The following is a 23,840-nucleotide window of genomic DNA, read 5'->3' as shown; positions in this document are numbered from 1 at the left end:
TATGACATTAAAAAACGCTTATCGGCATCATGCTGATAAGCGTTTTTTATGGCTCTAGAATAAGCTTTAGTGCAGAGCTCTAGCGCCTTAAGATTAAAAAATATTGCTCAATACAATATAGCTGATTGCTGATAGACCAGCAGCAACTGGCAAGGTGATGACCCAAGCCAAACCGATTGGTTTCATAAGCGCCCAATTGGTATCTTTATTGACCATACCAATACCCAATACAGCCCCAACCAAGGTATGTGTGCTTGATACAGGAAGACCCATCGTTGATGCGCCCATAACGACAGCAGCAGCGGCCAGCTCAGCTGAGAATCCAGAAGCTGGATGCATCTTCGCTAGATTGGTACCGACAGTTTGAATGACTTCTTTACCGATAAACCAAAGACCAACAATCAGTGCCACACCAAAAGTCAGCATAACAGCAGGTGGTACAGCCGCTTCGGTCGAGATGCTATTGGTACGAATGACATCCATAATCGCAGCAAAAGGACCAACCGCGTTGGCAATATCGTTTGAGCCGTGACTAAAAGCAAATGCTGACGCGGTAAAGACCTGCATCCAGCTAAACATAATAAAGGTGGCTTTGGTCAGATCTTCTTTGTGCTTGCCGCGGATACTTTTGGTATAAATATAAGTTGCAAGCCAAACGAGGGCTGCTATCATCCCCATGATTAAAAAGCCTTGCAGCGTCGTCATACCGTTATTGACGTTTTTCAAACCTTTAAAGATAACCAAGGAGGCCATCACTGCACCGCCCGCAGCCGCAATAATAGGCACCCATTGCTTCAATGCTTTTAAGGTATCGAGGTTGCTGCGCTCGTTTTCAAGCTTATAAAGTTCTTTGTAATAATCCGTCTCTAAATCTTCAACCAAGCAATCATCATCTTTATAGATTTCTTGATCTCGTAGCATCGCTGACGTGTAAGCCAATTGCTCTGACTCTGTCAAGCCATCCAAAAACTCTTTATGGTTTTGCTTTAATACTTTTTTATTGGCTTTTAGCTCACCAATATGCGCTTCTGTTCTATCATTATATTCAATGATATTTTTCTTGATTTGGCCATATAGTAGATAAGACAAAACGCCGCCTAGTAACGGTGATAGAACCCAAGAGATAGCGATAGTGCCAATCTTGCTCCAACTTACCGTTGATAACGCCATTTCAGTACCACCTAACGTGATACCCAATACGATGGAGCTACCCACCACTCCGCCAATAATTGCATGGGTGGTCGACACTGGCAGACCTTTTTTGGTAGCAAATAACAACCAAAACGCAGCAGCAAACAACGCTGAGAGCATGACATAAATAAACTGGTTGGGCTCGACTGAGAGGCCGTCTAAATCGACAATACCGCTTCGGATGGTATCGGTTACTTCACCACCTGCCAGTACGGCGCCCGACACCTCAAATATCGCTGCGATACCCAATGCTTGCGGGATAGTCAGCGTTCCTGCACCCACTGAAGTACCAAAAGAGTTGGCGACATCGTTACCACCGATATTGAATGCCATAAAGACACCAAACGCGGTCGCTATAATAAACAGCGTCGTTTGCTGACGCATGGTGTAATCTAAACCCCACCACAAAAAGTAGATGGTCATCGCAATCAATAAAATGGCAAAAAATAGATTTACTTTCGTAGAGCCGACTGATTGGGTTGGCCCTGTAGAACTGTTGCTAATACCCATACGTTAATACGTCCTGCGTAAGCTGATTGAAATTATATGCGATTAGTAACATTGCGCAGCCATACATGTGAGTTTTAAAACCACACACTAAAGTAGCATGATGATAAATACGCAACGTGCTTTTTAAACAATGAATGCTAAACAATAATATTTAGCGGATTTTGCTGCCGTACCTTAGAATCATTCATCTATGCTTGATTCAAGGCGTTGATAGGCTTCTCTGTAAAAACACATCACATATCAAAAAGCCGCAAAGTATATTGCCCAATCATTTGATTACAGCATCTTGCGGCTTATCTTTCTGGTGATGTTACGGTCTTTATCAGTACATTTTTTATCAATACAGTGTTTATCAATACTTAGATACGGCGATAATGTCTTTTAAATATCTGTACTCATCATAAAATATGCATCTGTCAGCGCATTTTATGACAGGGTAAAGACAATTGCGGCCCTATTATATTAAATATAATCACATAATGCATAATGATATTGCAAGATTTGTAACTGTGAGCGTGTCCACAGAACTCATCCTTTATCAATGACAGATTAAATTTCGTATGTTTCCCTAAGCAAAATTGGGGAAAAATGGTTTTTCAAAAGTATAAATAACTGGCAAATCTTAGTTATTTTGTGATAGCTAATTGCCATCAGATGCTTCCGATAACTGCTGTATGGCATGATCTAAGACGTCTAAACGCGCTTGTCGCTTTTCATTGGTCGCGATAATACACCACGGCGCTGTTTTTGTATTGGTGCGTGCCAGCATATCTGCTGCAGATTGCACGTAATCTGACCATTTATCACGATTGCGCCAATCATCATCAGTGAGTTTGAATTGCTTGTGCGGTGTATCTTGACGGGCTTCGAAGCGTTTTAGCTGCTCTTTTTTATCAATAGCTAACCAGTATTTAATGACCAACGTTCCAGCTGTTGTTAAGTCGGATTCGAAACGATTGATTTCATCATACGCGCGTTGCCACTCCTCATCGGTGGCAAACCCCTCAACACGCTCAACCAATACTCTGCCATACCAAGTCCGATCAAAGATGGCAATACGGCTAACACGGTTGGTTTGTTCATTGGGCAGTTTGGTCCAAAAGCGCCATAAATAAGGGTGCTGAGTCTCGTATAACATCGGTGCGCCGATATTGTAAATTTGATATTCACGTGGATCGAGTGCGGCAACTAGCCTTTTGATTGCGCCTCCTTTCCCAGCCGCATCCATGCCCTCAAAGGCAAAGACAACATGACGACCTTGACGCGCCCGTAGTAATTCAGCGAGACGTGTTTGCTTCTTTGCCAAAGCATCATTATATTCAGACTTACTAATCTTTGAATCATCAATATTGGTCAAGCTTTTCGGTATCTTTACCGGTTCAAACGGCGCCTGTTCAACTTTTGGTTTGGATTTTTTTGTCTTGGACGGTGGTTTTTTTTCTGCAGATTCAGTTGTACTGGTACGACTACTAACGAGCGCCATTTGCATAGCATGTAAGACTTCATGACAAAAATCGTCAGCCGCTGCCGATTTATCATCACCATCAATGATGATCCAGTCATCTTGTTGCCGTAAGAGAGTGGCTGCAACCTCATTAAATTTTTCGATCACTGTTTTGCTGTTCCAGTCAATTTGATACAAAAACTGCGGATCAGCCTTACTATCTTGTAGACGGCTATGCAGTGTTTCCATATCCACATGGAACCAGCATTTCAGTAGCCGAGTGTGATTGGCTATAAGATCCTGCTCAAATGCTTTGAGCTCAGCTAACTGCTGCTGTAAATAGGCTTGCCATTTCGCAATAGGAAGCGCATTTTTATCGATATGTTTTTGATTTTTTGACTGCTTCTTTTTATCTTCGTTATTTGATGTTGCTATGCGCATGACGTTGTATAACAAGTCAGCATACCAATTACCAAAATAAACCATCACATCGCCATGGCGCGGCATCGCGCCGGTATGAACTTGCCAAATAGGCTGATAGCTTAGCGGCGCATGGCCGACGGTTGCCTCAACTTTAAGCAATCTTGGATCGACCCATTGCCTCAATTGCTTAACAGCGGTACCCTTGCCTGCCTGCTCCATCCCATTAACGAGTACCAGCAGCCCCGTTGGTTTATTGAGCGTTGGCGGTGTCTGTTGCCGGGTGGCTCTTAGCGCATACTGCGCCGTAACCAAGGCGAGCCTAAGGGCATCCTTGTCCATAGAAAACTGACTCAAAGGATTGGGCGTTAGGCGCTCCTCGACGACTTGCTCACTAAACTGCGAACTGACCGCTTGTGGTGCCTCTGGTTCAGTAGTATCATTTTTTTGGGACATGATTGGACTCACTTTTATTGTTATTGAATGATATTGTTATTACACTGCTTTGCCATTGAATGATATTAGATACTCTCGCTTGGCAGACTCTTTTTGACACTGCGTTTTATGCTAGAGTAATTTCATCAAGCTATTTCATCATAGCATTGCGCCAATCGAGTAAATAATATTGCTATGTAACAGTTTGGCATTTGTATTCTCATTTATTTTCTTTTATGGTGAACACAATTTTTAATACTTGCTAAAATAGCTATTCAAAAGCCTATGCGGTTAAACAACCACAATAACGCTGCCTCAAATTTTCAATATTATCTATTTTTATTATAGGATTTACTGCCATGACCGCTCTAGCCGACTTGCAACAGCATTTGACACGTTTTTGGGCTCTGCCTCACCATGAAAATGACGTATTGAGAGCCAAGCTCAATGAAGTACAAACATGGCAACAAGTACGTATCCGTCACACCCATCGTGCACTGTTTGAACAACCCAAAAACCAGCTAATGGCAGATTATTTTTTAACGAAGCTATATGGTGGTGATGAGTTCGAGATACTAGCAAAACAACTGGCCCGTATCCTGCCAAAAGCCAAAAAACTAGAACGTCTTGCCAAAGAGTCTGCATTAGAGGCTGGCAGCATGGGTATTCAAGCAGCAATTTTGGCCATTGAGCTGGATCTACATTTGGCTGAGTGGCTACTCGATCAAAACTTACCAGTGAACGCAGACAATATGCTAGCTGCCTACCGTGCGGTTGATGAGGAAGCTGAACGCCGAGTACAGATTGCCAACCTAAAAGACGTTTGTTACCGCACTGACAAACACTTAAATACCTTTATGCTCAAAAAGGCCTTTGCATTGGCAAAAAGTGCTGCTTATCGCAGCAATTACCAGCCACTTTATGATTTCATCGACGCAGGCTTCAAAGCTATGAAACCTTTAAGTAGTGTAAGCAGTTTTATTGAACCGTTTTGTGAACGTGAACTGCTAATTGTTGATGAAGTACATAATGGCGGTAAGCCAGTAGGGTTTGGTGTATCATAGAATCAATACGCTAAATAGCCAATTAATTCTTGGCATATCTCAGGCTGTACATAGCCTAATAAAAACAAATCTTAGGATAATGTGATGACCGACACATCAAGTAATAACAACGCTCATTTGCAGAACAAATTGGTAAAAGACAGTATCGATCACAACCAAGATATCAGCGCGCAAATATTACGCGCGCAGACAGCTGCATCTAATAAAGATAACAGCAATAATGACTTTACTAAAGTCCAAGACCTACCAACTGGAACGCCACAAGGCCAACAAACGACTATGCCAAATACCGAAAAACCAACCAGCACGGATACTTCAGTACGCACAGAAAGGCAAGCGCTTTTCAATCAGCGTGATGATATCAATAACCCACATACGCCTGAAACTGATGGCAATGAGCAAACTCACTTTGGCTATAAGACGGTCAACAAAGCCGAAAAACAAGCACGTGTGGCTGATGTATTCACCTCTGTCGCCAAAAAATACGACATCATGAATGATTTCATGTCATTTGGTATTCATCGTCTATGGAAGCGCTACGCCATTAGCCTATCAGGGGTTCGTGCCGGTCAGCATGTACTCGATATCGCGGGCGGTACAGGCGACTTAGCCAAAGTATTCAGCCGTGAAGTCGGTAGAAATGGCCATGTTGTATTATCTGATATCAATGCTGCCATGCTAGAAGTGGGCCGCGAGCGCTTAATCAATGCTGGCTGCAATAACGTTGATTTTATATTGGCGAACGCTGAGACGTTGGCACCATTTGATGACAACAGCTTTGATTTGGTCACCATCAGCTTTGGTTTACGTAATGTCACCGACAAAGATGCAGCGCTGCGTGCGATGTACCGTGTCCTAAAGCCGGGTGGTCGCTTATTGATTTTAGAATTCTCAAAGCCCGTGTTTGAGCCATTATCTAAAGCATATGACTTGTATTCATTCACAGCGCTGCCAATGATGGGCAAGCTGATTGCTAATGATTCTGAAAGCTATCAATACTTGGCAGAGTCGATTCGCATGCATCCTGATCAGCAGACGCTCAAACAGATGATGCAACAAGCAGGATTTGAGAACTGTGATTATCATAACTTGACTGCTGGCATTGTCGCTGTACATCGTGGCTTTAAAGCGTAAAGTACGATTAGCAATACTATATTAAACCAAACATACTACGCGCTGACTCAAAGGCGCTCACTTAATGATGCGAGAGCCTTATGCTGACTGTCTTACTATTGGCTGGTGCCGAAAAGCTGATTAACATTGCTATTGCGAGTGACGAGATTACCAAGGCAGGGTTAGCGCCGCTTGCTGGTAAAGTACTGCGTCTCAACATGGGTATGCCTGACATTCATTTGGACGTGTTGTTCACTCATGAACGGTTGCGTTTTGAGCCAGTCACGACAGACAGTGTCTTTGAGCCAAGTGGTCAGATGAATGAGCGCCAAAAAGCCAGTATGGAGCGCGCCCGTTTTGGTCATAGCCGTCCGGACTGTACCATTACAGTCGATAATCCAGCGCAGCTACTCAATCTGATGCGCGGCGCGGAGGGTAACTTACCAATCGCGGGCGATTACAAAATACTGATGCAGCTCAAACAGCTGGTGGCTGGCTTCGATCCTGATTTGGCTGGGCAGCTTGAGCCATTAATCGGCAAACCAATGGCCAGTCAATTACATCTTCTTATCTCTCAGCTTAAAGGTAGCTGGCGTCATAGTGCCAAACGTGCATTTGATGATGTCAGCGATTGGGCTAATGATGTGGCAGGCAATAGCGCGCCTGACCCTATTGAGGTCGCTGAAGTCAACGATCTCAAACAGCAGATTCTAAAGTTGCGTGCTGATGTCGAACGTGAAGAGGCCAAACTTGCGGCTATCAAAGCAGAGCAAGCACTTTCCCACAATAACTCGTTTCACCAGTAGTTTGCTTTATTAGTAGCTTGTCTTATCAATGATGAGCACACGCTATTACTGATAGCATTATCTATAATGACGCATAGCGCCTACCCTATTTTCGTTTTTGTCCAGAGTACCCAATCCCATGCTATTATCTCACCGCGCCCGTCTACTAGAGCTTTGGCGTATCGCCGCAACTTATCGCCTTGATACCCATTTATCTGTCGAAGAAGCGCCGCAACTGCAACCTTTAGCACGCTTAATTCGTACGCATCCAGCAGCATGGGGTAAAAAGCATCAGCCAAATGGAATCAAGTACGCGCTTGAAGAGATGGGTACACTGTTTCTCAAATTGGGTCAATTACTCTCAACGCGTCGCGACTTGGTACCGCCTGAGATTATCGCTCAGTTAGTACAGCTACAAGATAAAGTTAAACCTTTCGACGCTGATATTGCTGTCGCTCAAATTGAGCATCCAAAACATGGCCTAGGTCAGTCCATCGATACATTGTTTGCACGATTTGATATTAAACCACTAGCGGCAGCCTCTATCGCCCAAGTCCATACTGCAGCTCTGCATGATGGGCGTGAAGTGGTGGTTAAAGTCGTGCGTCCTGATATTCGCACTGTGATTGTCTCTGATTTTGAGCTGCTACGAGAATTGGCAAGTTGGGCATCGGCTCGTATCGAAGCGGCGCGTGCCGTCCATATTATAGATATTGTCGAAGACTATCGACAAGTAATGCTCAATGAGCTGGATTTGACCCTTGAGGCGGACAACACTACCCAGATGCGCAATAACTTCTTGGGTTCAGCATTGATGTATGTGCCTGAAGTATATGATGCTGCCAAAAACGTGATGGTCATGGAGCGTATCCAAGGCGTTCCCATCTCACAAGTTGAGGTGTTTGATCAGTTGGGTTATGACCGTGCCGCGCTTGCAGAGAAAGGCTTGACGATATTTTTCACCCAAGTCTTTCGGGATAACTTTTTTCATGCTGATATGCATCCGGGCAATGTGTTTGTTGAGACGCCACCTGTCAAAACATTACATGCAGATATGGCAGCGGTTGATTTGGGTCATCAGCCACGCTATATCGGGCTTGATTGTGCCATCATGGGTACCCTGTCAAAAGATGATCAGCTTATCGTGGCACGTATGTTACTTGCAGTCATGAATAACAACTTTACCGCGGTCGTCGACATCGTTAGCCGTGCAGGTTGGATACCACCAAATGCTGATAAACATGCGCTGATGCGTGATATGAAGCGTACCGTAGGCCCCATGCTACAAAAATCAATCAACGATATCGATTTTGCTGGTGTGCTGATGCAGATTTTAGACATTGCTCGTCGCCATCATATGAGTATCCCGCCGCAGCTGATGCTATTACTCAAAACCTTGGTACATGTAGAAGGGCTCGGTCGTGACCTCTATCCTGATCTTGATATCTGGTCACTTGCCAAACCAATCTTAAGTAGCTGGATTAAAGAGCAGTTAGACCCGATGCGTAACTTACAACAGTTGCGCCAACAGTTACCTGAGCTACTCTTATCTACTACCGACATTCCAAAGCTACTGGATCAAGGGCTACAAAGCCTTGCCTCACAAGGCTCACGGCAAGACAGCCAACTGCGTGAAATACAACAAATACGCGCCGATATGCTCAACGACCGTCGCCGCGACTGGTTGGCATTGGCAGGATTCGGAATCAATATTGGCATTGCGACTCAAGTAGGCTGGTTTGCACCTTTCTTTTATTTGTTAGCTATTGTGGTGGTCATTTGGCGTATCCTAGCTTAATTACCATAGGACAAATTCCTGTCAATGACACATATTAAATAGATATTGAATATGCTTTAATGCTAAATAGTCGCATTATCTATAGGATTCATCATGTCATCACTACCATTGTCACAGACTCATAATACTATCAAGCCAGATCATAGCTTGGCTATTACAGCCTTACAGGAACGTTTTGGCAAACAACTGAGTGTGAATTCGACAGTGCGTGAGCAGCATGGCCATACAATGACGTGGCTCACCAATCAGCCACCAGATGCAGTATTAACGGTACAGGACAAACAGGAAGTAGCAGCGGCGGTCGAGATTTGTAATCAGTATGAGATGCCAGTGATTGCTTTTGGTATCGGTTCATCTTTGGAAGGCCAGCTCAATGCAACTTATGGTGGGTTATGTATCGACATGCACGCAATGAATGCCATTTTGCAGGTTCATAATGAAGATTTGACCGTTACCGTTCAGCCTGGCGTGACGCGTGAGCAACTGAACCATTATCTGCGCGATGCAGGGCTGTTTTTTCCGATAGATCCCGGCGCCAATGCCAGTATCGGTGGTATGGTCGCCACTCGTGCGTCGGGCACCAATGCGGTACGCTACGGTACCATGAAAGATGTGGTACTCGCACTAGAAGTCGTGACCGCAAGTGGCGATATCGTAAGAACAGGCACACGAGCCAAAAAATCTGCCGCAGGCTATGATTTAACACGGCTGAAATCAAAACATACATAGAGTCAAAGCAATAATCAAAAAAAATGCGCCTGCTTTTAATTAGAAGCAGGCGCATTTTTAATGCTCATTGTCATAACATTTGATCAATTGCCATCTGTGTTAGCACCCTTCCACGAGCAGTACGCAATACATACCCTTGTTGAATAAGGTAAGGCTCAATCACGTCCTCAAGCGTACCTCTATCCTCAGCCATTGCCGCTGCTACGGCTTCGACCCCAGCAGGACCACCATCAAAGCGCTCGTGTAATATCTCTATATAGCGTCTATCCAGATGATCGAGTCCTCGTCTGTCCACTGCTAACATATCTAGCGCACTACCTGCAATCGCACCATTGATACTACCATCGCCTTTTACCTCAGCATAATCACGCACACGGCGTAACAGGCGGTTAGCAATCCTTGGTGTACCGCGTGCACGGCGGGCAATCTCTATAGCGCCATCCTCACTCATTGGTACACGCATCAAGCGTGCTGCTCGGCTCACAATTGTTGTGAGATCCGCAATATTATAGAACTCTAAACGCTGTACGATACCAAAACGATCACGCAGCGGTGAGGTCAATAGCCCAGCTCTGGTAGTTGCTGCCACCAATGTAAACGGTGGCAGGTCAAGTTTAATAGAACGTGCGGCAGGCCCTTCACCAATCATAATATCCAGCTGAAAATCTTCCATCGCTGGATAGAGTATCTCTTCAATGACCGAGCTCAAACGGTGGATCTCATCAATAAATAATACGTCACCCGCTTCCAGATTGGTCAGCATAGCAGCCAAATCCCCTGGACGCTCAAGCACAGGCCCTGAGGTAGAGCGCAGATTACCCCCCATTTCACGAGCAATGATATTGGCAAGGGTCGTTTTACCCAGCCCTGGTGGACCAAATATCAGCGTATGATCTAAGGCTTCATCACGGCCTCTCGCCGCACCGATGAACACCTCCATTTGCTCACGTACCACTGGCTGACCAATATACTCAGCCAATAATGCTGGTCGAATATTGGCATCAGGTGCATCATTTGCGCCTTCTAGCGGATTAATTAAGCGATCTTGCATCATAGAATTTATCATTATATTAAAAAATTAGGTAATAAATAGCATAACCAAACGCTGCGCATAAGTCATGCAAAACCTCATAAAGTAGAGGCCAAAACGAAAATAAGCGACACTCAATGTCGCTTATCTGTTAAATGCACTATTTTGTTATTATCGATAGATAACTTTGGAACGTGAGCTTAAAAACCAGATAGCTGTTGCAATGTGGCTTTTAACAACCCCTGAGTGTCTACAAAGGTGTCACCCTTACTTTTAGCCGCTTTGATGGCGAGCTGAGCTTCTTTTTCTTTGTAGCCCAAGCTAATCAGTGCCCCTTCTACTTCAGCAATGATACTGCCGTCGTGAGAAACAGCGGTTTGCTGAGGCATGAGCTCAAACGAACCGTTGTCCACTTCGATATTCTTTAGCTTATCTTTTAGCTCGATAAGTAAACGTTGCGCCGTCTTTTTACCAATACCCGGTATGCGCGTCAATGCCGCCTCTGACTCTTGCTCAACATGCATTTTTAGCTCAGCCGCTGACATTGCAGACAGCATCGCTAGCGCCATTTTTGCCCCAACGCCATTGATCTTAATCAATTGGCGAAAGACATCGCGCTCTTTACGGTCAATAAAACCATAAAGCAGTTGCGCATCCTCACGTACATGAAAATGTGTCCAAATACTCGCCTGCTCGTTAAGGTGCAATTGACAAAATGACGGCAATGGCAGCTCGATATCATAACCCACACCAGCGGTTGTCATGATACAAGCCGTTGGCGCCATTAAGTATTGCACCTGTCCGGTAATCAATCCAATCATCACTCACCTCTGTTGGTTATTATAAAGTTAAATCCGCTGCCATTTATTATGCAAGACCATCTTTCACTAGCATGGTCTATTGCTTATACACGCCTAGCCTTATTGGTAAAAATCGACCATGCCTTCAAGGCTAATTGGACGAATTTTATGCGCTTGACCAGCGGAACCAAACGCTTCGAAACGATTGGTGCAGATGCCTGACATCGCGACCATAGACGCTTTGAAGTATTTACGTGGATCGAATTCGCTTGGATTATTTGCCAAGAACTCACGGATAGCACCTGTTGATGCTAGACGCAGATCGGTATCAATATTTACTTTACGCACACCATGCTTGATCGCTTCTACGATCTGCTCAACCGGTACACCATACGTTTCGCCAATATCACCGCCGTTTTCATTGATGACTTTTAGCCATTCTTGCGGCACTGATGAAGAGCCATGCATGACAAGATGGGTGTTAGGGATACGGGCATGAATCTCTTTTACACGCTCAATCGACAAAATATCGCCTGTCGGTGGACGCGTGAATTTGTAAGCACCGTGACTCGTACCGATAGCAATCGCTAGCGCGTCAACATTGGTGTCTTTTACAAATTGCTCAGCTTCATCAGCACTGGTCAAAAGCTGCTCGTGATCTAATACGCCTTCTGCGCCAGAGCCATCTTCTTCGCCTGCCATACCGGTCTCAAGGCTACCTAGGCAACCGATTTCGCCTTCTACAGAGACACCGCACGCATGTGCCATTTTGACCACTTCACGAGTGACGCTGGCATTGTAATCATAATCCATTGGCGTTTTGCCATCTTCACCAAGTGAGCCGTCCATCATAACTGATGAGAAACCAAGCTGAATCGAGCGCTGGCAGATAGCTGGTGACATACCGTGATCTTGATGCATCACCACTGGAATATGTGGCCATTCTTCGATAGCAGCGATAATCAAATGACGTAAAAATGCCGACCCTGCATAGTTACGTGCGCCCGCACTGGCTTGAACAATAACAGGTGAATCACAAGCATCCGCAGCCATCATGATTGCGCGCATTTGCTCTAAGTTATTGACGTTAAAGGCAGGAACACCGTAGTTGTGTTCAGCGGCATGATCTAGAAGTTGACGTAAGGATATTAGGGCCATAAGACGCTCTCTGATTGGATTTTGAATAGTATTTTAAATGCAGCTTTGTAACAATCATTCCGCTATCTGCTCGACCATACTGACTGTATAGTCAATCCTAAATAAAACAGATACATTATATATCAAGGTGGAACTGGTCTAAATTGTCCTTGCGTGCTGTGCCTACGCTGCTCGATGCTGCGAGAAATTTATCCCAGTCCCACTGTATCGCTTTTATACTGAATTAACTATATATATCAGTCAAAGTCTGACTCATTTGGGATATGATTATCACGCGGTGATTATAGCAAAAATTGTGCTGTCTTCGTAGCAGTTGCCTGACTATTTGTCAGTCTAATCAGTCTCTTTCTCTCATTGATGTCTACGACAACTGAACCATTTTATCTATCATACTCATAGCACAGGACGCAAAAAGCCTTGGCAATCACCAAGGCTTTTCTAGTATTTCGAGGCTTATAGAGCAATGACTATGGTAATGAATGACTTATAATAGTATCCAAAAAGTCAGTCATTTAATTGCTTAGTTATGGCGTAGCTTAGTACTGTTGCTCTGCATCAACTGCAACATCGTTAGCACCATCAGCAACAGCATTGGCACCATCGGCAACTGCTTCAGCAGTATTTTCAACTGCTGTGTTAGTACCTTCAGCGATAGCATCACCAGTGTTCTCTAGAGCGTCTGTTGCAGCTGCACCAGCAGTGTCTGCACTTTCAGCAACTTCAGCACCAGCGTTTTGAGCAGCAGCTTCAGCTTCAGCAGCAGCAGCGTCTACTTCGGCAGCAGCAGCATCAGCGTTTGCAGCAGCATCATCGCCAGCTGACTCAACAGCAGCTTCAGTGTTCTCTTCTGTTTGTTGGCTACATGCAGTAACTGCAAAAGTACCAGCAAGTATGCTAGCAAGTAACAAATGACGTTTTAACATAATAAACCTCTCGTAAATAATGCATGTCAAGATACATGGTCGCGCTATTTTATAGAGTGCGAATGAGACATGCAATAATAATTTTCAGTGTAGAAACAAATAATTACTGCTTAATAATCAATGACTATAAATTTTAGCTATACCAATATAAACAAGCCAAATGAAAGTCAAAATATTATTTTCACAGACTACCTTAGATGTTTACTGTTAGTTGTACGTCTAGTGTTACGAAAATACTGAGTAACGTTAATTAGTTAAGCGTTAATTTGTAATGCAGCAACTGCTGGAAGCACTTTACCTTCTACAAATTCTAAAAATGCACCGCCGCCCGTTGACATATAACTGACACCATCAGCGACTTGATATTTATCAATAGCCGCCAAAGTATCACCGCCACCCGCAATTGAAAAACCGTCGCTGTCTCTTACAGCTGTTGCTAGTATTTGTGTCCCTTGACCAAAAGCATCAACTTCAAAAACACCGACTGGACCATTCCACAAGATGGTTTTTGCATTGATAATAGCATCGGCAAGTTCCTTCGCGCTTTCTGGCGCGATATCCAATATCATGTCGTTATCACCAATAGCATCAACAGACTTGATTGTCGCAACTGCCTTTTGCAATGAACCAGTAAAGTCAGCAAAATCGATGTCGTCTTTATCAGCAACAACCACATACTCAGGTAGTAGTATCTCAGTCTTGGTCATGATATCGCGCGCAGTATCGATCAAATCTGCTTCGTATAGCGACGCGCCCACACTATGCCCTTGCGCCGCTAAGAAAGTATTGGCAATACCGCCACCAACGATAATCTGTGTACAGACTTCAGCTAAACTATGTAGCACTTCTAACTTGGTAGACACTTTTGAGCCGCCAACGATGGCAAGCATAGGCTGAGCTGGTGTTTCAAGCGCCAGGCTCAAGGCATCAAGCTCAGCTGCCAACAAAGGCCCTGCACAAACATTTTTTTCTGCTTGACGCATCGCTTGCGTCACGCCTTCTGTTGATGCTTGCGCACGGTGCGCGGTACCAAAGGCATCCATAACAAAGACATCACATAAATCTGCGTATTTTTTTGCTAACGTCGCATCGTTTTTCTTTTCACCATCGTTAAAGCGCACATTCTCTAGTAATACGACTTCGCCAGGTTTTACAGCAGCGCCTTGAGTCAGGTAATCATTATTCAGGCGCACTGGTGACGCTAATTGCGAGCCCAATTTGTCTGTCAAATAATCAGCAACTGGTGCCAATGAATAAATAGACTCAGGATTGCCTTCTGTTGGACGTCCCAGATGTGAACAAACAATAACAGCAGCACCCTTCTCTAGCGCCATCTCAATAGTAGGTAGACTTGCTTGTAAGCGAGCATCACTGGTGACTTTACCGTCTTTAATAGGGACATTTAAATCTTCTCGAATCAATACCACTTTATCGGTTAAGTTCAGCTCGCTCATACGCAAAAAATTCATTACCTGCTCCTATGCATCAATATATCTATTAATTTACGATTACTATCATGATTGATATGACTGATAATTTTTTAACTATCATTTACTATATCTGCTCTAACAATGAGCCTCATTAGACTGCACACTTGTATCTTTATATGTCTTCATCACTGAGTCTTTATACTAACTATCACACCAAGTTACTGGAACAGATAAGTGAGTAGAAATCAGTGGCGGTGTATTCTATCAGTTTTCTATGAGATGCTCACAAGCAAACTTTCACGATTTTTAAAAACATGAAAATATTGAGTGAGTAATTTTACTCCAGCATTGATAGGAAACGGTTGTAACTGCTAGCTTTGAACTCATTCAATAAACAGTAACATTTCGTGGTGGTACTCAGCAGTCAGGCTCTTTATGATAGAAGCGTTGACAATAACAATAACTTTTTAGGAGAACACAATGAGTATCGACTTAGACACTGCAAAGCAAAATCTATTAAAACTAAAAGATGAGTACGAGTCTCGCATTGACAAAATCGAAGATCATATCCAAAACCCACAAGATGATCTCAATGAGCACTGGGAAGATCAGGCTATATCCTATCGTCAAAATGATATGCGCAAAAATTTAATGAGCGAAGCGCGTCAGAGCCTAATCTATGTCGAAAATGCCTTAAGTCGTATCGAAAATGGTACTTATGGCGAGTGCGAGGTTTGCGGTAAACCGATTGAAGAGCAACGTTTAGAAGCGCTGCCCTACGCTACTTTGTGTATGGAACATGCTGAATAGCTAATAAATTTCATCTAGAACACATTTTATACAGCAGGTGTTTTCCATTTAGAAAGTGCCTGCTGCCATTGATAGCAACGCTCGGCGATTTTTTCTACAGGCAAATCCATAATATCGCCTACTACCGCCACAAGCGCAATTGGTATGCCTGCCAGCTCTGAAATATTTTCTGCAGTTAATCCGCCTATCACACATATAGGTATGCCTTGTTGACAGCCTTCAATCAACTTCTGACGCGAGATAATATCAGCATTCGGTTTTGTGGTAGAGGTAAATATGGCACCCATCGCAGCGTAGCTTGCACCATCATCCTTTGCCTCTTTGACTAATTCAATATTCCCATGGCAAGTTCGACCAATTATTTGAGTCGATTCAAGAGACTGCAAAGCATCACCAATTTTGCCATCTCCTTGCCCAAGGTGTACACCAATACCAAGCTTGGCTGCTATTGCAATATCATCATTCATAACGACTGGAACGTCATGTGCTTTGGCCAGCTTAACAATCTGTTTGGCTTCTTCATAAAGCGTTATATGACCATCTGGTAGACTAAGTGTTTGCTTGCGCCGAATCTGCAACAATGCGATTAGCCCTGTTGATAAGGCGACATCTAACTTTTGATACAACAATTCAAATTCATCATCATTGGTCAGCAAATATAGCTTGGGTATCGCAGATGAGGTTGATGACTGTTTCATAAGGCAGATCCTTAATCTTAAACTCAACACAATAAAAAGGCTGTTATATGGTATAACAGCCTTTTTTACATATTTAAAACAGCGCGTCTATACGGTACGACGTGTCGCCAAGCTGTTTAGAATGTTTTTAGCATCGCCCCAACGTGTTGCTGAGCTGTTTGCCCCTAGGATGACGATAATTGCAGGGCGATTATTGACTCGCGTTTCCATCACAACACAGCGCCCAGCTTCGTTAATAAAACCTGTTTTTGAGATACCGATTGGGTAATCACCTGCACGAACCAAGCTACTAGTGTTGTTGGCTTTATAAGTGCGATTACCACTTGAGTAGTTTGAAACAAAGAAGTCATAGCTCTTGGTGGTAGAGAAGCGACGAATCACATCGTAGTTGCCAGCAGCACGAACCATTTTTACCAAATCATTCGATGAAGCAACGTTACGCTTATCAAGACCCGTTGGATCACCGAAAAACGCAGTAGTCATACCTAGATCTTGTGCTTTTCTGTTCATCGCACGGATAAAGGCATTGTAGCCGCCTGGATAGTTACGTGCCAAGCTCTTTGCGGCTGGGTTTTCAGACTTCATCAAAGCCATCAATAGCAACTCGGCACGGTTTAAACGATCACCTGATTTTAGGCGTGAGCTGGCGCGCTTAGGCCCTACAAAGTCTTCTGGATCAAGCGTGATTTCTTCACGCATATCGAGACCTGCATCTAGCACAACCATGGCTGTCATTATTTTAGTAATACTGGCCATAGGACGCGCGATGTCAGCGTCTTTTTCGTAGATAGATTCGCCCGTTTCAGCATCAATCACCGCGACACTGCGCGAGTCTGTACTGATTGGGATCATATCACTGCTACCAAATGCGCCGCGATAAGTCGTATTGTATCGAGCAGTATTGTTACTGCTAGCAAAACTGCTGCTATTTGTGATATTGGTCGTACCATAGCCGTTGTCGACTTTTTTGATAGCAGAGCCATTAGACTTGTACATGATGTTACGCGCTTCAGACAAGCTATCAGCACCGCCCCAACTCAAGCGTGCACTAGAAGCTGTCTCAGTGCTACCATTAATTGTAAGTGCGGCTTGTGCAACACTGCCCAAACTCAATGAAATCATCGCAGCGATCAATTGCTGTTTGGTTAATAGTAGTTGCTTCATTATGCCTCCTGCTGTCGCTATCACGCCAGTTACATACTGCCTGACGCCAAGAACGTACGTAGCGTTTATAGATGTGTTTGTAAGTACTCACATAGAGCTTTTGTATTTTTAGTGTATCATGGTTTACATTTAAGTTTAATCTATCAAACTGATTTAACGGTTTTTTTTAGCTTCATTCAAACTTTGATACAACTGATTTATATTTTAGAAACACTGATTAACAATACAGCAATATAACTTAACTTAGAATGTTATGATTCTTTGTACTTTATTATATTAAATGAAGATATTGATACCGCATATTAGCCGTATCCTATGTATTTAAAATAAAAAACTGTATTTAGAATCAAAAAACGGCTTATGTTAACGTTGTTTTTTCTGTTATTTAATCCTTATAAAAACATTCATTCTGACAAACGATAAAGAGTATGGTTATGATTAAAGTGTTGGTGGTCGATGATCATGATTTAGTACGGATGGGTATTAGCCGTATGTTGTCAGACAGCCCCGATATCGAAGTAGTGGGGGAAGCAGATAGCGGTGATATGGCAATCAAACAGGCCAAGCAGTTACGTCCTGACGTGGTCTTGCTAGATGTCAACATGCCCAATATTGGTGGCCTTGAAGCGACCAAACGCTTGATTCAGCTCGATATGGGTATCAAGATTTTAGCTGTTAGTAGTATGTCTGCACAGCCCTACCCCTCAATGCTCATCAAAGCTGGTGTCAATGGTTATATCACAAAAGGTACGCCACTTGATGAGATGATACGCGCGGTCAAAAAAATCTATCAAGGTGGTCGCTATTTTAGCCAAGACGTTGCTGAACAATTGGCGGACGTCTTATTGTCTGATAATGCCAGCTCGCCTTTTGATTTGTTAAGTGATAGAGAAAAGCAAGTGGCTATGATGGTGGTCAATTGCCAAAGCCCGCAGCAGATTGCTGACCAATTATTTGTCAGCGTCAAAACCATCAATACGTATCGCTATCGTATTTATGAAAAAGTTGGCGTTGATAGTGATGTGAAATTAACGCATTTGGCCATTCGCCATGGTTTGATTCAACCATAAGTTGCTTAGTATCTCCTTTGTCATCACGGTCAATTTATGAAACCTGCCACCACCATCATTTCTGCCATCAGTCGCTATTTACACCACGATGATACACTTCCTTTGCCGCAGCTGCGCAGACTAGGCATTATTTACAGCAGTTATCGTTTTGTCGTCAGTATATTTTCTATGCTGATGGTATATATATCTGCACGCGCCGGTGATAGCGTCTCTCTCCCCAGTTTTTTACAGCAAACAGCCCTGAGCTTTTATGTGATGCTGAGCTTGATTTTGCTCGGGCTGTTTTACGTTGTCACAAAGCAGATGCGCCGACAGTTAGCGTTTGGGCTCGTATTAGACGTTATTATATTAAGCTTATTGCTGTATACAGCAGGTGAGCCGGACTTACAACTGACCATGCTCTATATGGTCGTTGTCGCCGCTAGCTTTATGCTATTGCATGGTTCACAAGCGCTAGTTATCACTTTGTTGGCTATTATTTTTGTTATCTATCAGCAGTTTTTTTATGCCATTGCCAATAGTATGAATTTGGCCAATTTGGGTGATGCTTTGCTGATGTCAGCAAGCTTCTTGGCAGTAGGGGGTTTGAGTTGGTCTATCTCACAACGTTTGGTACAGCTTGAGAAAGTTGCACAAAGTCATGCCAAAGAGGTTGAACGACTCAATGTCATCAATCAAGAAGTCATCACACAAATGGTCAATGGTGTGATTGTCATCGATAAACAGAATATCGTCCTTGCAAATCTTGCGGCCCATCAACTGCTCAGTATCACACAAGATTCATCATTGCCTGCATCTAGCACTTCAACCAATATAAAAGAAATGAGAGGCGATACGCCTCATGCCATTCTATCTAACTTTAAACAACAACTTAGCAAACAGCATTCTCAGCTACTCCAAGCTTGCTTGTCAGTGGCAACAGGACAATCGCGTACGTTTACGTACGATGTGCCTGAGGTGGCAAACGCTTCGATATTTGGTAAGCTACGCGTACAAATCATCCCGCTAAAAGATGATAGCAAACTAATCCTATTGGAAGACTTACGCCGTGAGCAGGCCAGCGCCCAACAATTAAAACTGGCGTCGTTAGGACAACTCACTGCCAGTATTGCTCATGAAATTAGAAATCCTCTAGCCGCCATCTCACAAGCCAGCCAACTACTGATGGAAGACTTGACCGAAATTGAGGCAAATGCATCAAATGTCAACACGACGGGCAATCATGAGCTCTATGAAATGATATTTTCACAAACCAAACGCGTCAACCGTATTATTGAAGATATTTTAAAACTGTCTCGTCAGCAAGCGGCCTCTCAGCAAGCCATTGTTTTGGCTGAGTGGATGCCAGTATTTTTGGATAATTATTTCCAAGGGCACGACATTTTTCTGCATCTAAAAACCCAACCAACCATATCATTTGATCCTCACCAGTTAGAACAAATTTTGATTAATTTGATCAACAATGGCTTGCGTTATAGCAGCTATAGCCATCCTCACGCTTACGTAGAAATCGAGATTTACTGTGCAGACAGCGATGTTATAATTGACATATTGGATGATGGTGATGGTATTAAAACTGAGGATTTAAAACATTTGTTTAATCCATTTTTTACAACAGACAAAGCTGGCACGGGCTTGGGACTATATTTATCGCAAGCCTTTTGTGAAGCCAATCAGGCACGTTTGCTTTATATTCCTGAACATGAAAAAACGTGTTTTCGTTTTATTTCGCCTGCTATTGACTCTGAAAATATCTTGCAAGCCGTGGAAGAAAATCTTTATTAATCCCAGTCATAAATCAAAATACTACTTAATCACAAATTTTTGAACATTACCTATTGGTAGCTAATAGCCACCGTACATGATTGATTTACAATTTTTTTTGTAAAAGAAGTTTACCCCTATTTAGACCTAGCTATTAATACTTTGCAGCCATTGAATTTGACGAGATAATGTATGACAACAAGCGCGCTAGTCGTTGATGACGAAGTGGATCTATGCCGATTAATGCAAATCACTTTGACTAAAATGGGCATCAAAAGTGATGTAGCCTATACTTTGGCGCAAGCAAGATCATACTGGCAAGACAATACTTATGATTTTTGCCTCACTGACTTGAAACTACCTGACGGCTCAGGGTTGGAGCTGGTCAAAGAAATCAGTAACAGCTCGAATACACCGATAGCCGTCATCACTGCTCATGGAAGTATGGATCTGGCCATTGAAGCACTGAAGCTTGGTGCTTTTGATTTTGTCAATAAACCGCTTGAGCTACCAAGATTACGTCAATTGGTAGAAAACGCTCTAAAGGTTATTCATCAGGATAATGGGGCACAAGCCACGCCTGAATCCTCACCTGAGCAAAAGATGCTGGACGCTAGACTAATCGGTGATTCTGCGGTCATGCACCCTCTTAAAAACACCATATTAAAATTGGCACGCTCACAAGCGCCTGTTTTTTTATCTGGTGCGTCTGGTACAGGTAAAGAGGTCGTCGCTAGACTGATTCATGATTTAAGTCCGCGACGAGATGGCAGCTTTGTACCAGTAAACTGCGGTGCAATACCTTCTGAGCTGATGGAGTCAGAGTTTTTTGGTCATAAAAAAGGCAGTTTTACAGGGGCTGTGGCTGACAAGCAGGGATTGTTTCAGCAAGCCAATGGCGGTACTTTATTTTTAGATGAGGTGGCAGACTTACCATTAGCGATGCAGGTGAAGCTGTTGCGTGCTATTCAAGAAAAGACCGTGAGGGCCATTGGTGACACCAAAGAAGTACCAGTAGACATCCGCATTTTATCCGCTACTCATAAAGATTTGAGCCGCTTGGTACAGGATGGCGCATTTCGACAAGATTTGTATTATCGTATCAATGTGATTGAGCTTAAGCTACCGACATTGAATGATCGACGTGATGACATCCCTGTATTAGCAGAGCATTTTTTAGCCATGATTTTTGCTGAGTGGCAGCTAGAAATACCCCCATCTCTCACGCGTGAAGCCAGCGAACGTTTGCAGCGTCATGACTTTGCCGGTAACGTTCGTGAACTACGTAATTTACTTGAGCGTGCAGTGACGTTGGCGGAAACTTCGGACATTGATATCAGTCATTTAGGCCTACCTGATGTTAGTCACGACCTTAAAGATACGCAAGCTCACAGCAATGCGCAACAATCTAACCATTACGCAAATGAGCAAAACCAATCTCAACCAACTACCCAAACAATGTCTAAAGCAATAGAAAACCGTGAACAGACTCTTCAATCTGACAGTGAGATAACGGCTGTAAAGCACAAGCAAGAAACAACCAACTTGCACCCTTATCGTACTAATACCCAACACTACCCTTCAATGATACAGCGCTCAGTGCCCAATAATACAGAACCATCAACCAGCTCAAGTGATACGAATGAAAAAGTACCCCTCCATCGTCCTATTCAACCAAAAGAGAATGAGACTACAAGCCTGCAAGAACCGCTTGATGGTCAATTGCCAGCCCAAGGGTTGGAGCATTATCTACAGGAACAAGAAAAGCAATTAATCATCACAGCCCTCAAACAAACTGGCTGGAACAAAACCCAAGCAGCAGAACTACTTGGGACGACTTTTCGCTCATTACGTTATCGTATGAAAAAGTTAGAAATTGCAGAAGATCAATCTGAGTAAGTCTTCTATCGGGCCATTGGATTTTTATTTCAGAGATTCAATGGCTGCCTGACGGTATATTGTTAAATCTATCAACAATATACTAATTTGCAGTAGTCTTTCGAATGAAGCGGATGCCAGAATCGAGCGCGCGGGGTTTTAATAAATCCAGCGCCTGCTGCTCCCATGAGCTCTCACTTCCTGACAAAGTAATGTCAGGCTCAACGCCGATGACATCGATCTGCCTGCCTGATGCTGTCATATAGTTAGCTACTGTCAACTTGACTGCTTGCTCGTCATTGAGTGGTATGACTGACTGTACTGAGCCTTTACCATAGCTTACTTCACCGATGATAGTAGCGCGTTTTTGTGCCTGTAAACTACTGGCCAAAACCTCTGCCGCTGATGCCGAGTAGCGATTTTGTAGAACAACCATAGGTAGAGGCTTAAGTATCGCATCCCCTTGGGTGGTTAGTACGCGCGATTTGTCTTGACGTGCTTGTACTTGTACCACATCGGTATCATTCATAAATAAACTGGCAACGCTCACCGCCGATGTAAGAACACCGCCCGGATTGTCACGCAAATCAAGTAGAATGCCTGAGATAGGTGCATCTAAATTAATCAAACCTTCCAACAGCTTTTCACGGCTATTGTTCTGGAATGCAGGTAGTTTAACAATCGCAATGCCATCGACGAGTTTTGTCTCGACAATTTGAGGGTGGCTGTTATTACGCTGCAATGTCGTCGTGTGCTTACGGCGACCAGCTTTAGAGGTGATGATATCTACTTGGGTACCAGCAATCCCTGTTAATAGCTGCTCAACATCGTTACTTTGCCGATTTTCGTCAAGTTTGAATTCACCAACTTGGTGTAAATAATCGCCCACTGCGATGCCTTTTTTATCTGCAGGCGAATCATCAATAACTTCTGTGATGATCCAATAACCTACCTCTGGCTCATAAGTAACTTGGATACCGATATCACCTACGTCCCCTTCGGTAAAAGCGCGTAGGTTTTCATAGGCCTCCGCATCCAAAAACTCAGCATGGCTATCGAGCTTAGTTAGCATACCGCTCATTGCATTATTAAATAACTCCTCATCATTGACCGCGTCAACATACTGACGGCGCACTAAATCAACAACAGCAACAAAGGTCTTTAATGTCTGAGGAGAAATTGCATTCAATGATACTTGCGCAACCTCTGATGGAATACTGGTATCGATATTATCATCATCGTCAATTCCCGCACTTTCGTCTGGCATACTGTCTATTGAGTCATCTGATTCGTCGGCAGCATTCAGCATCTCAGTATCATCTTCAGCCACTATATCATCGGCATTCAAACTGATAAGCTGTAGGCTTGATGTCGGACTAGCATCACCGACTGAGGTCACTGCTGCTTGCGCGTCCATACTGACAATACACAATCCAAGCAAACCTATTGCTAGACTGGGCTTAAAGCCTATAAACTTGAAGTATACGGGTTTGGACATAATGGTCGCTAGCGACGTCTTTATCACTCGTTGGCCTAATTGTTTAGACAAAGATGCGCACACAAAAGAGATAGGATGCATAAAAAACTCATTTAAATAATAGAATGTATAAAGTTATTGTTATGTAT

General features: G+C 43.5%; 18 protein-coding genes and 1 pseudogene. 9 read left to right on the top strand and 10 right to left on the bottom strand.

Annotation, left to right across the window (positions count from 1 at the left end; genetic code table 11):
• Positions 1–93: 93 nt before the first annotated feature.
• Positions 94–1,701, bottom strand: coding sequence for an inorganic phosphate transporter (locus GYK50_RS04420; RefSeq protein ID WP_093068765.1), 1,608 nt, complete (start codon positions 1,699–1,701; stop codon positions 94–96).
• Between the two features lie 640 nt (positions 1,702–2,341).
• A complete protein-coding gene (locus tag GYK50_RS04415; protein WP_093068763.1) occupies positions 2,342–4,021 on the bottom strand; it encodes an ATPase in 1,680 nt (559 codons plus the stop codon).
• A gap of 338 nt (positions 4,022–4,359) precedes the next feature.
• Here GYK50_RS04415 and GYK50_RS04410 point away from each other — a divergent pair, with 338 nt between their 5' ends.
• The 5 genes and pseudogenes from GYK50_RS04410 to GYK50_RS04390 form a co-directional block, all read left to right on the top strand.
• Entirely contained in the window at positions 4,360–5,064 is a 705-nt protein-coding gene (locus tag GYK50_RS04410; RefSeq protein ID WP_071001955.1) for an FFLEELY motif protein, read from the top strand.
• A gap of 84 nt (positions 5,065–5,148) precedes the next feature.
• The gene (gene ubiE / locus GYK50_RS04405; RefSeq protein ID WP_071001956.1) at positions 5,149–6,198 is read left to right on the top strand and encodes a bifunctional demethylmenaquinone methyltransferase/2-methoxy-6-polyprenyl-1,4-benzoquinol methylase UbiE; all 1,050 of its coding nucleotides are present in this window, start codon (positions 5,149–5,151) and stop codon (positions 6,196–6,198) included.
• Positions 6,199–6,278: 80 nt separating this feature from the next.
• Entirely contained in the window at positions 6,279–6,983 is a 705-nt protein-coding gene (locus GYK50_RS04400) for a ubiquinone biosynthesis accessory factor UbiJ (protein ID WP_071001957.1), read from the top strand.
• Between the two features lie 118 nt (positions 6,984–7,101).
• Positions 7,102–8,760 (top strand): ABC1 kinase family protein, encoded by a 1,659-nt coding sequence (locus GYK50_RS04395; RefSeq protein WP_071001958.1) that lies wholly within the window; start codon positions 7,102–7,104, stop codon positions 8,758–8,760.
• Between the two features lie 93 nt (positions 8,761–8,853).
• A pseudogene (locus GYK50_RS04390) lies at positions 8,854–9,471 on the top strand (FAD-binding oxidoreductase); the annotation flags it as partial.
• 88 nt (positions 9,472–9,559) lie between these two features.
• Here the strand turns inward: GYK50_RS04390 and ruvB are convergent.
• From ruvB to GYK50_RS04365, 5 genes are all read right to left on the bottom strand, one after another.
• Positions 9,560–10,540 carry a Holliday junction branch migration DNA helicase RuvB gene (ruvB, locus tag GYK50_RS04385; protein ID WP_058025939.1) on the bottom strand — a complete coding sequence of 327 codons (981 nt, stop codon included), beginning with the start codon at positions 10,538–10,540 and terminating at the stop codon, positions 9,560–9,562.
• Between the two features lie 179 nt (positions 10,541–10,719).
• Positions 10,720–11,340, bottom strand: a complete 621-nt coding sequence (gene ruvA, locus GYK50_RS04380; protein ID WP_071001959.1) for a Holliday junction branch migration protein RuvA — start codon at positions 11,338–11,340, stop codon at positions 10,720–10,722.
• 99 nt (positions 11,341–11,439) lie between these two features.
• Positions 11,440–12,477, bottom strand: a complete 1,038-nt coding sequence (gene fba, locus GYK50_RS04375; protein ID WP_212564345.1) for a class II fructose-bisphosphate aldolase — start codon at positions 12,475–12,477, stop codon at positions 11,440–11,442.
• Between the two features lie 536 nt (positions 12,478–13,013).
• Entirely contained in the window at positions 13,014–13,400 is a 387-nt protein-coding gene (locus GYK50_RS04370) for a hypothetical protein (protein WP_093068760.1), read from the bottom strand.
• Between the two features lie 254 nt (positions 13,401–13,654).
• Positions 13,655–14,869 (bottom strand): phosphoglycerate kinase, encoded by a 1,215-nt coding sequence (locus GYK50_RS04365; protein ID WP_212564344.1) that lies wholly within the window; start codon positions 14,867–14,869, stop codon positions 13,655–13,657.
• A gap of 441 nt (positions 14,870–15,310) precedes the next feature.
• Between GYK50_RS04365 and GYK50_RS04360 the strand changes: the two genes are divergently transcribed.
• Positions 15,311–15,640 (top strand): TraR/DksA family transcriptional regulator, encoded by a 330-nt coding sequence (locus GYK50_RS04360; protein WP_186474153.1) that lies wholly within the window; start codon positions 15,311–15,313, stop codon positions 15,638–15,640.
• A 26-nt stretch (positions 15,641–15,666) separates the two neighbouring features.
• On the opposite strand, the gene GYK50_RS04355 is transcribed toward GYK50_RS04360, so the two are convergent.
• Both GYK50_RS04355 and GYK50_RS04350 read right to left on the bottom strand, forming a co-directional pair.
• A complete protein-coding gene (locus GYK50_RS04355; protein ID WP_212564343.1) occupies positions 15,667–16,338 on the bottom strand; it encodes a thiamine phosphate synthase in 672 nt (223 codons plus the stop codon).
• Between the two features lie 87 nt (positions 16,339–16,425).
• A complete protein-coding gene (locus GYK50_RS04350) occupies positions 16,426–17,502 on the bottom strand; it encodes a serine hydrolase (protein WP_212564342.1) in 1,077 nt (358 codons plus the stop codon).
• A gap of 434 nt (positions 17,503–17,936) precedes the next feature.
• Here GYK50_RS04350 and GYK50_RS04345 point away from each other — a divergent pair, with 434 nt between their 5' ends.
• The 3 genes from GYK50_RS04345 (at position 17,937) to GYK50_RS04335 (ending at position 22,235) form a co-directional block, all read left to right on the top strand.
• Positions 17,937–18,572 carry a response regulator gene (locus GYK50_RS04345; protein WP_058025905.1) on the top strand — a complete coding sequence of 212 codons (636 nt, stop codon included), beginning with the start codon at positions 17,937–17,939 and terminating at the stop codon, positions 18,570–18,572.
• Between the two features lie 36 nt (positions 18,573–18,608).
• On the top strand, positions 18,609–20,357 hold the full coding sequence (locus tag GYK50_RS04340) for a sensor histidine kinase (protein WP_212564341.1): 1,749 nt from the start codon (positions 18,609–18,611) through the stop codon (positions 20,355–20,357).
• Between the two features lie 171 nt (positions 20,358–20,528).
• Positions 20,529–22,235 carry a sigma-54-dependent transcriptional regulator gene (locus GYK50_RS04335; protein WP_212564340.1) on the top strand — a complete coding sequence of 569 codons (1,707 nt, stop codon included), beginning with the start codon at positions 20,529–20,531 and terminating at the stop codon, positions 22,233–22,235.
• 82 nt (positions 22,236–22,317) lie between these two features.
• On the opposite strand, the gene GYK50_RS04330 is transcribed toward GYK50_RS04335, so the two are convergent.
• Positions 22,318–23,481, bottom strand: a complete 1,164-nt coding sequence (locus GYK50_RS04330; RefSeq protein ID WP_420070484.1) for a S41 family peptidase — start codon at positions 23,479–23,481, stop codon at positions 22,318–22,320.
• Between the last annotated feature and the right edge of the window lie 359 nt (positions 23,482–23,840).

The organism is Psychrobacter pacificensis (genome assembly GCF_018336615.1).
Classification (GTDB): Bacteria; Pseudomonadota; Gammaproteobacteria; order Pseudomonadales; family Moraxellaceae; genus Psychrobacter; species Psychrobacter pacificensis.
The sequence above is the reverse complement of the archived record's forward strand: the minus strand, read 5'-3'. Positions and strand labels throughout refer to the sequence as shown.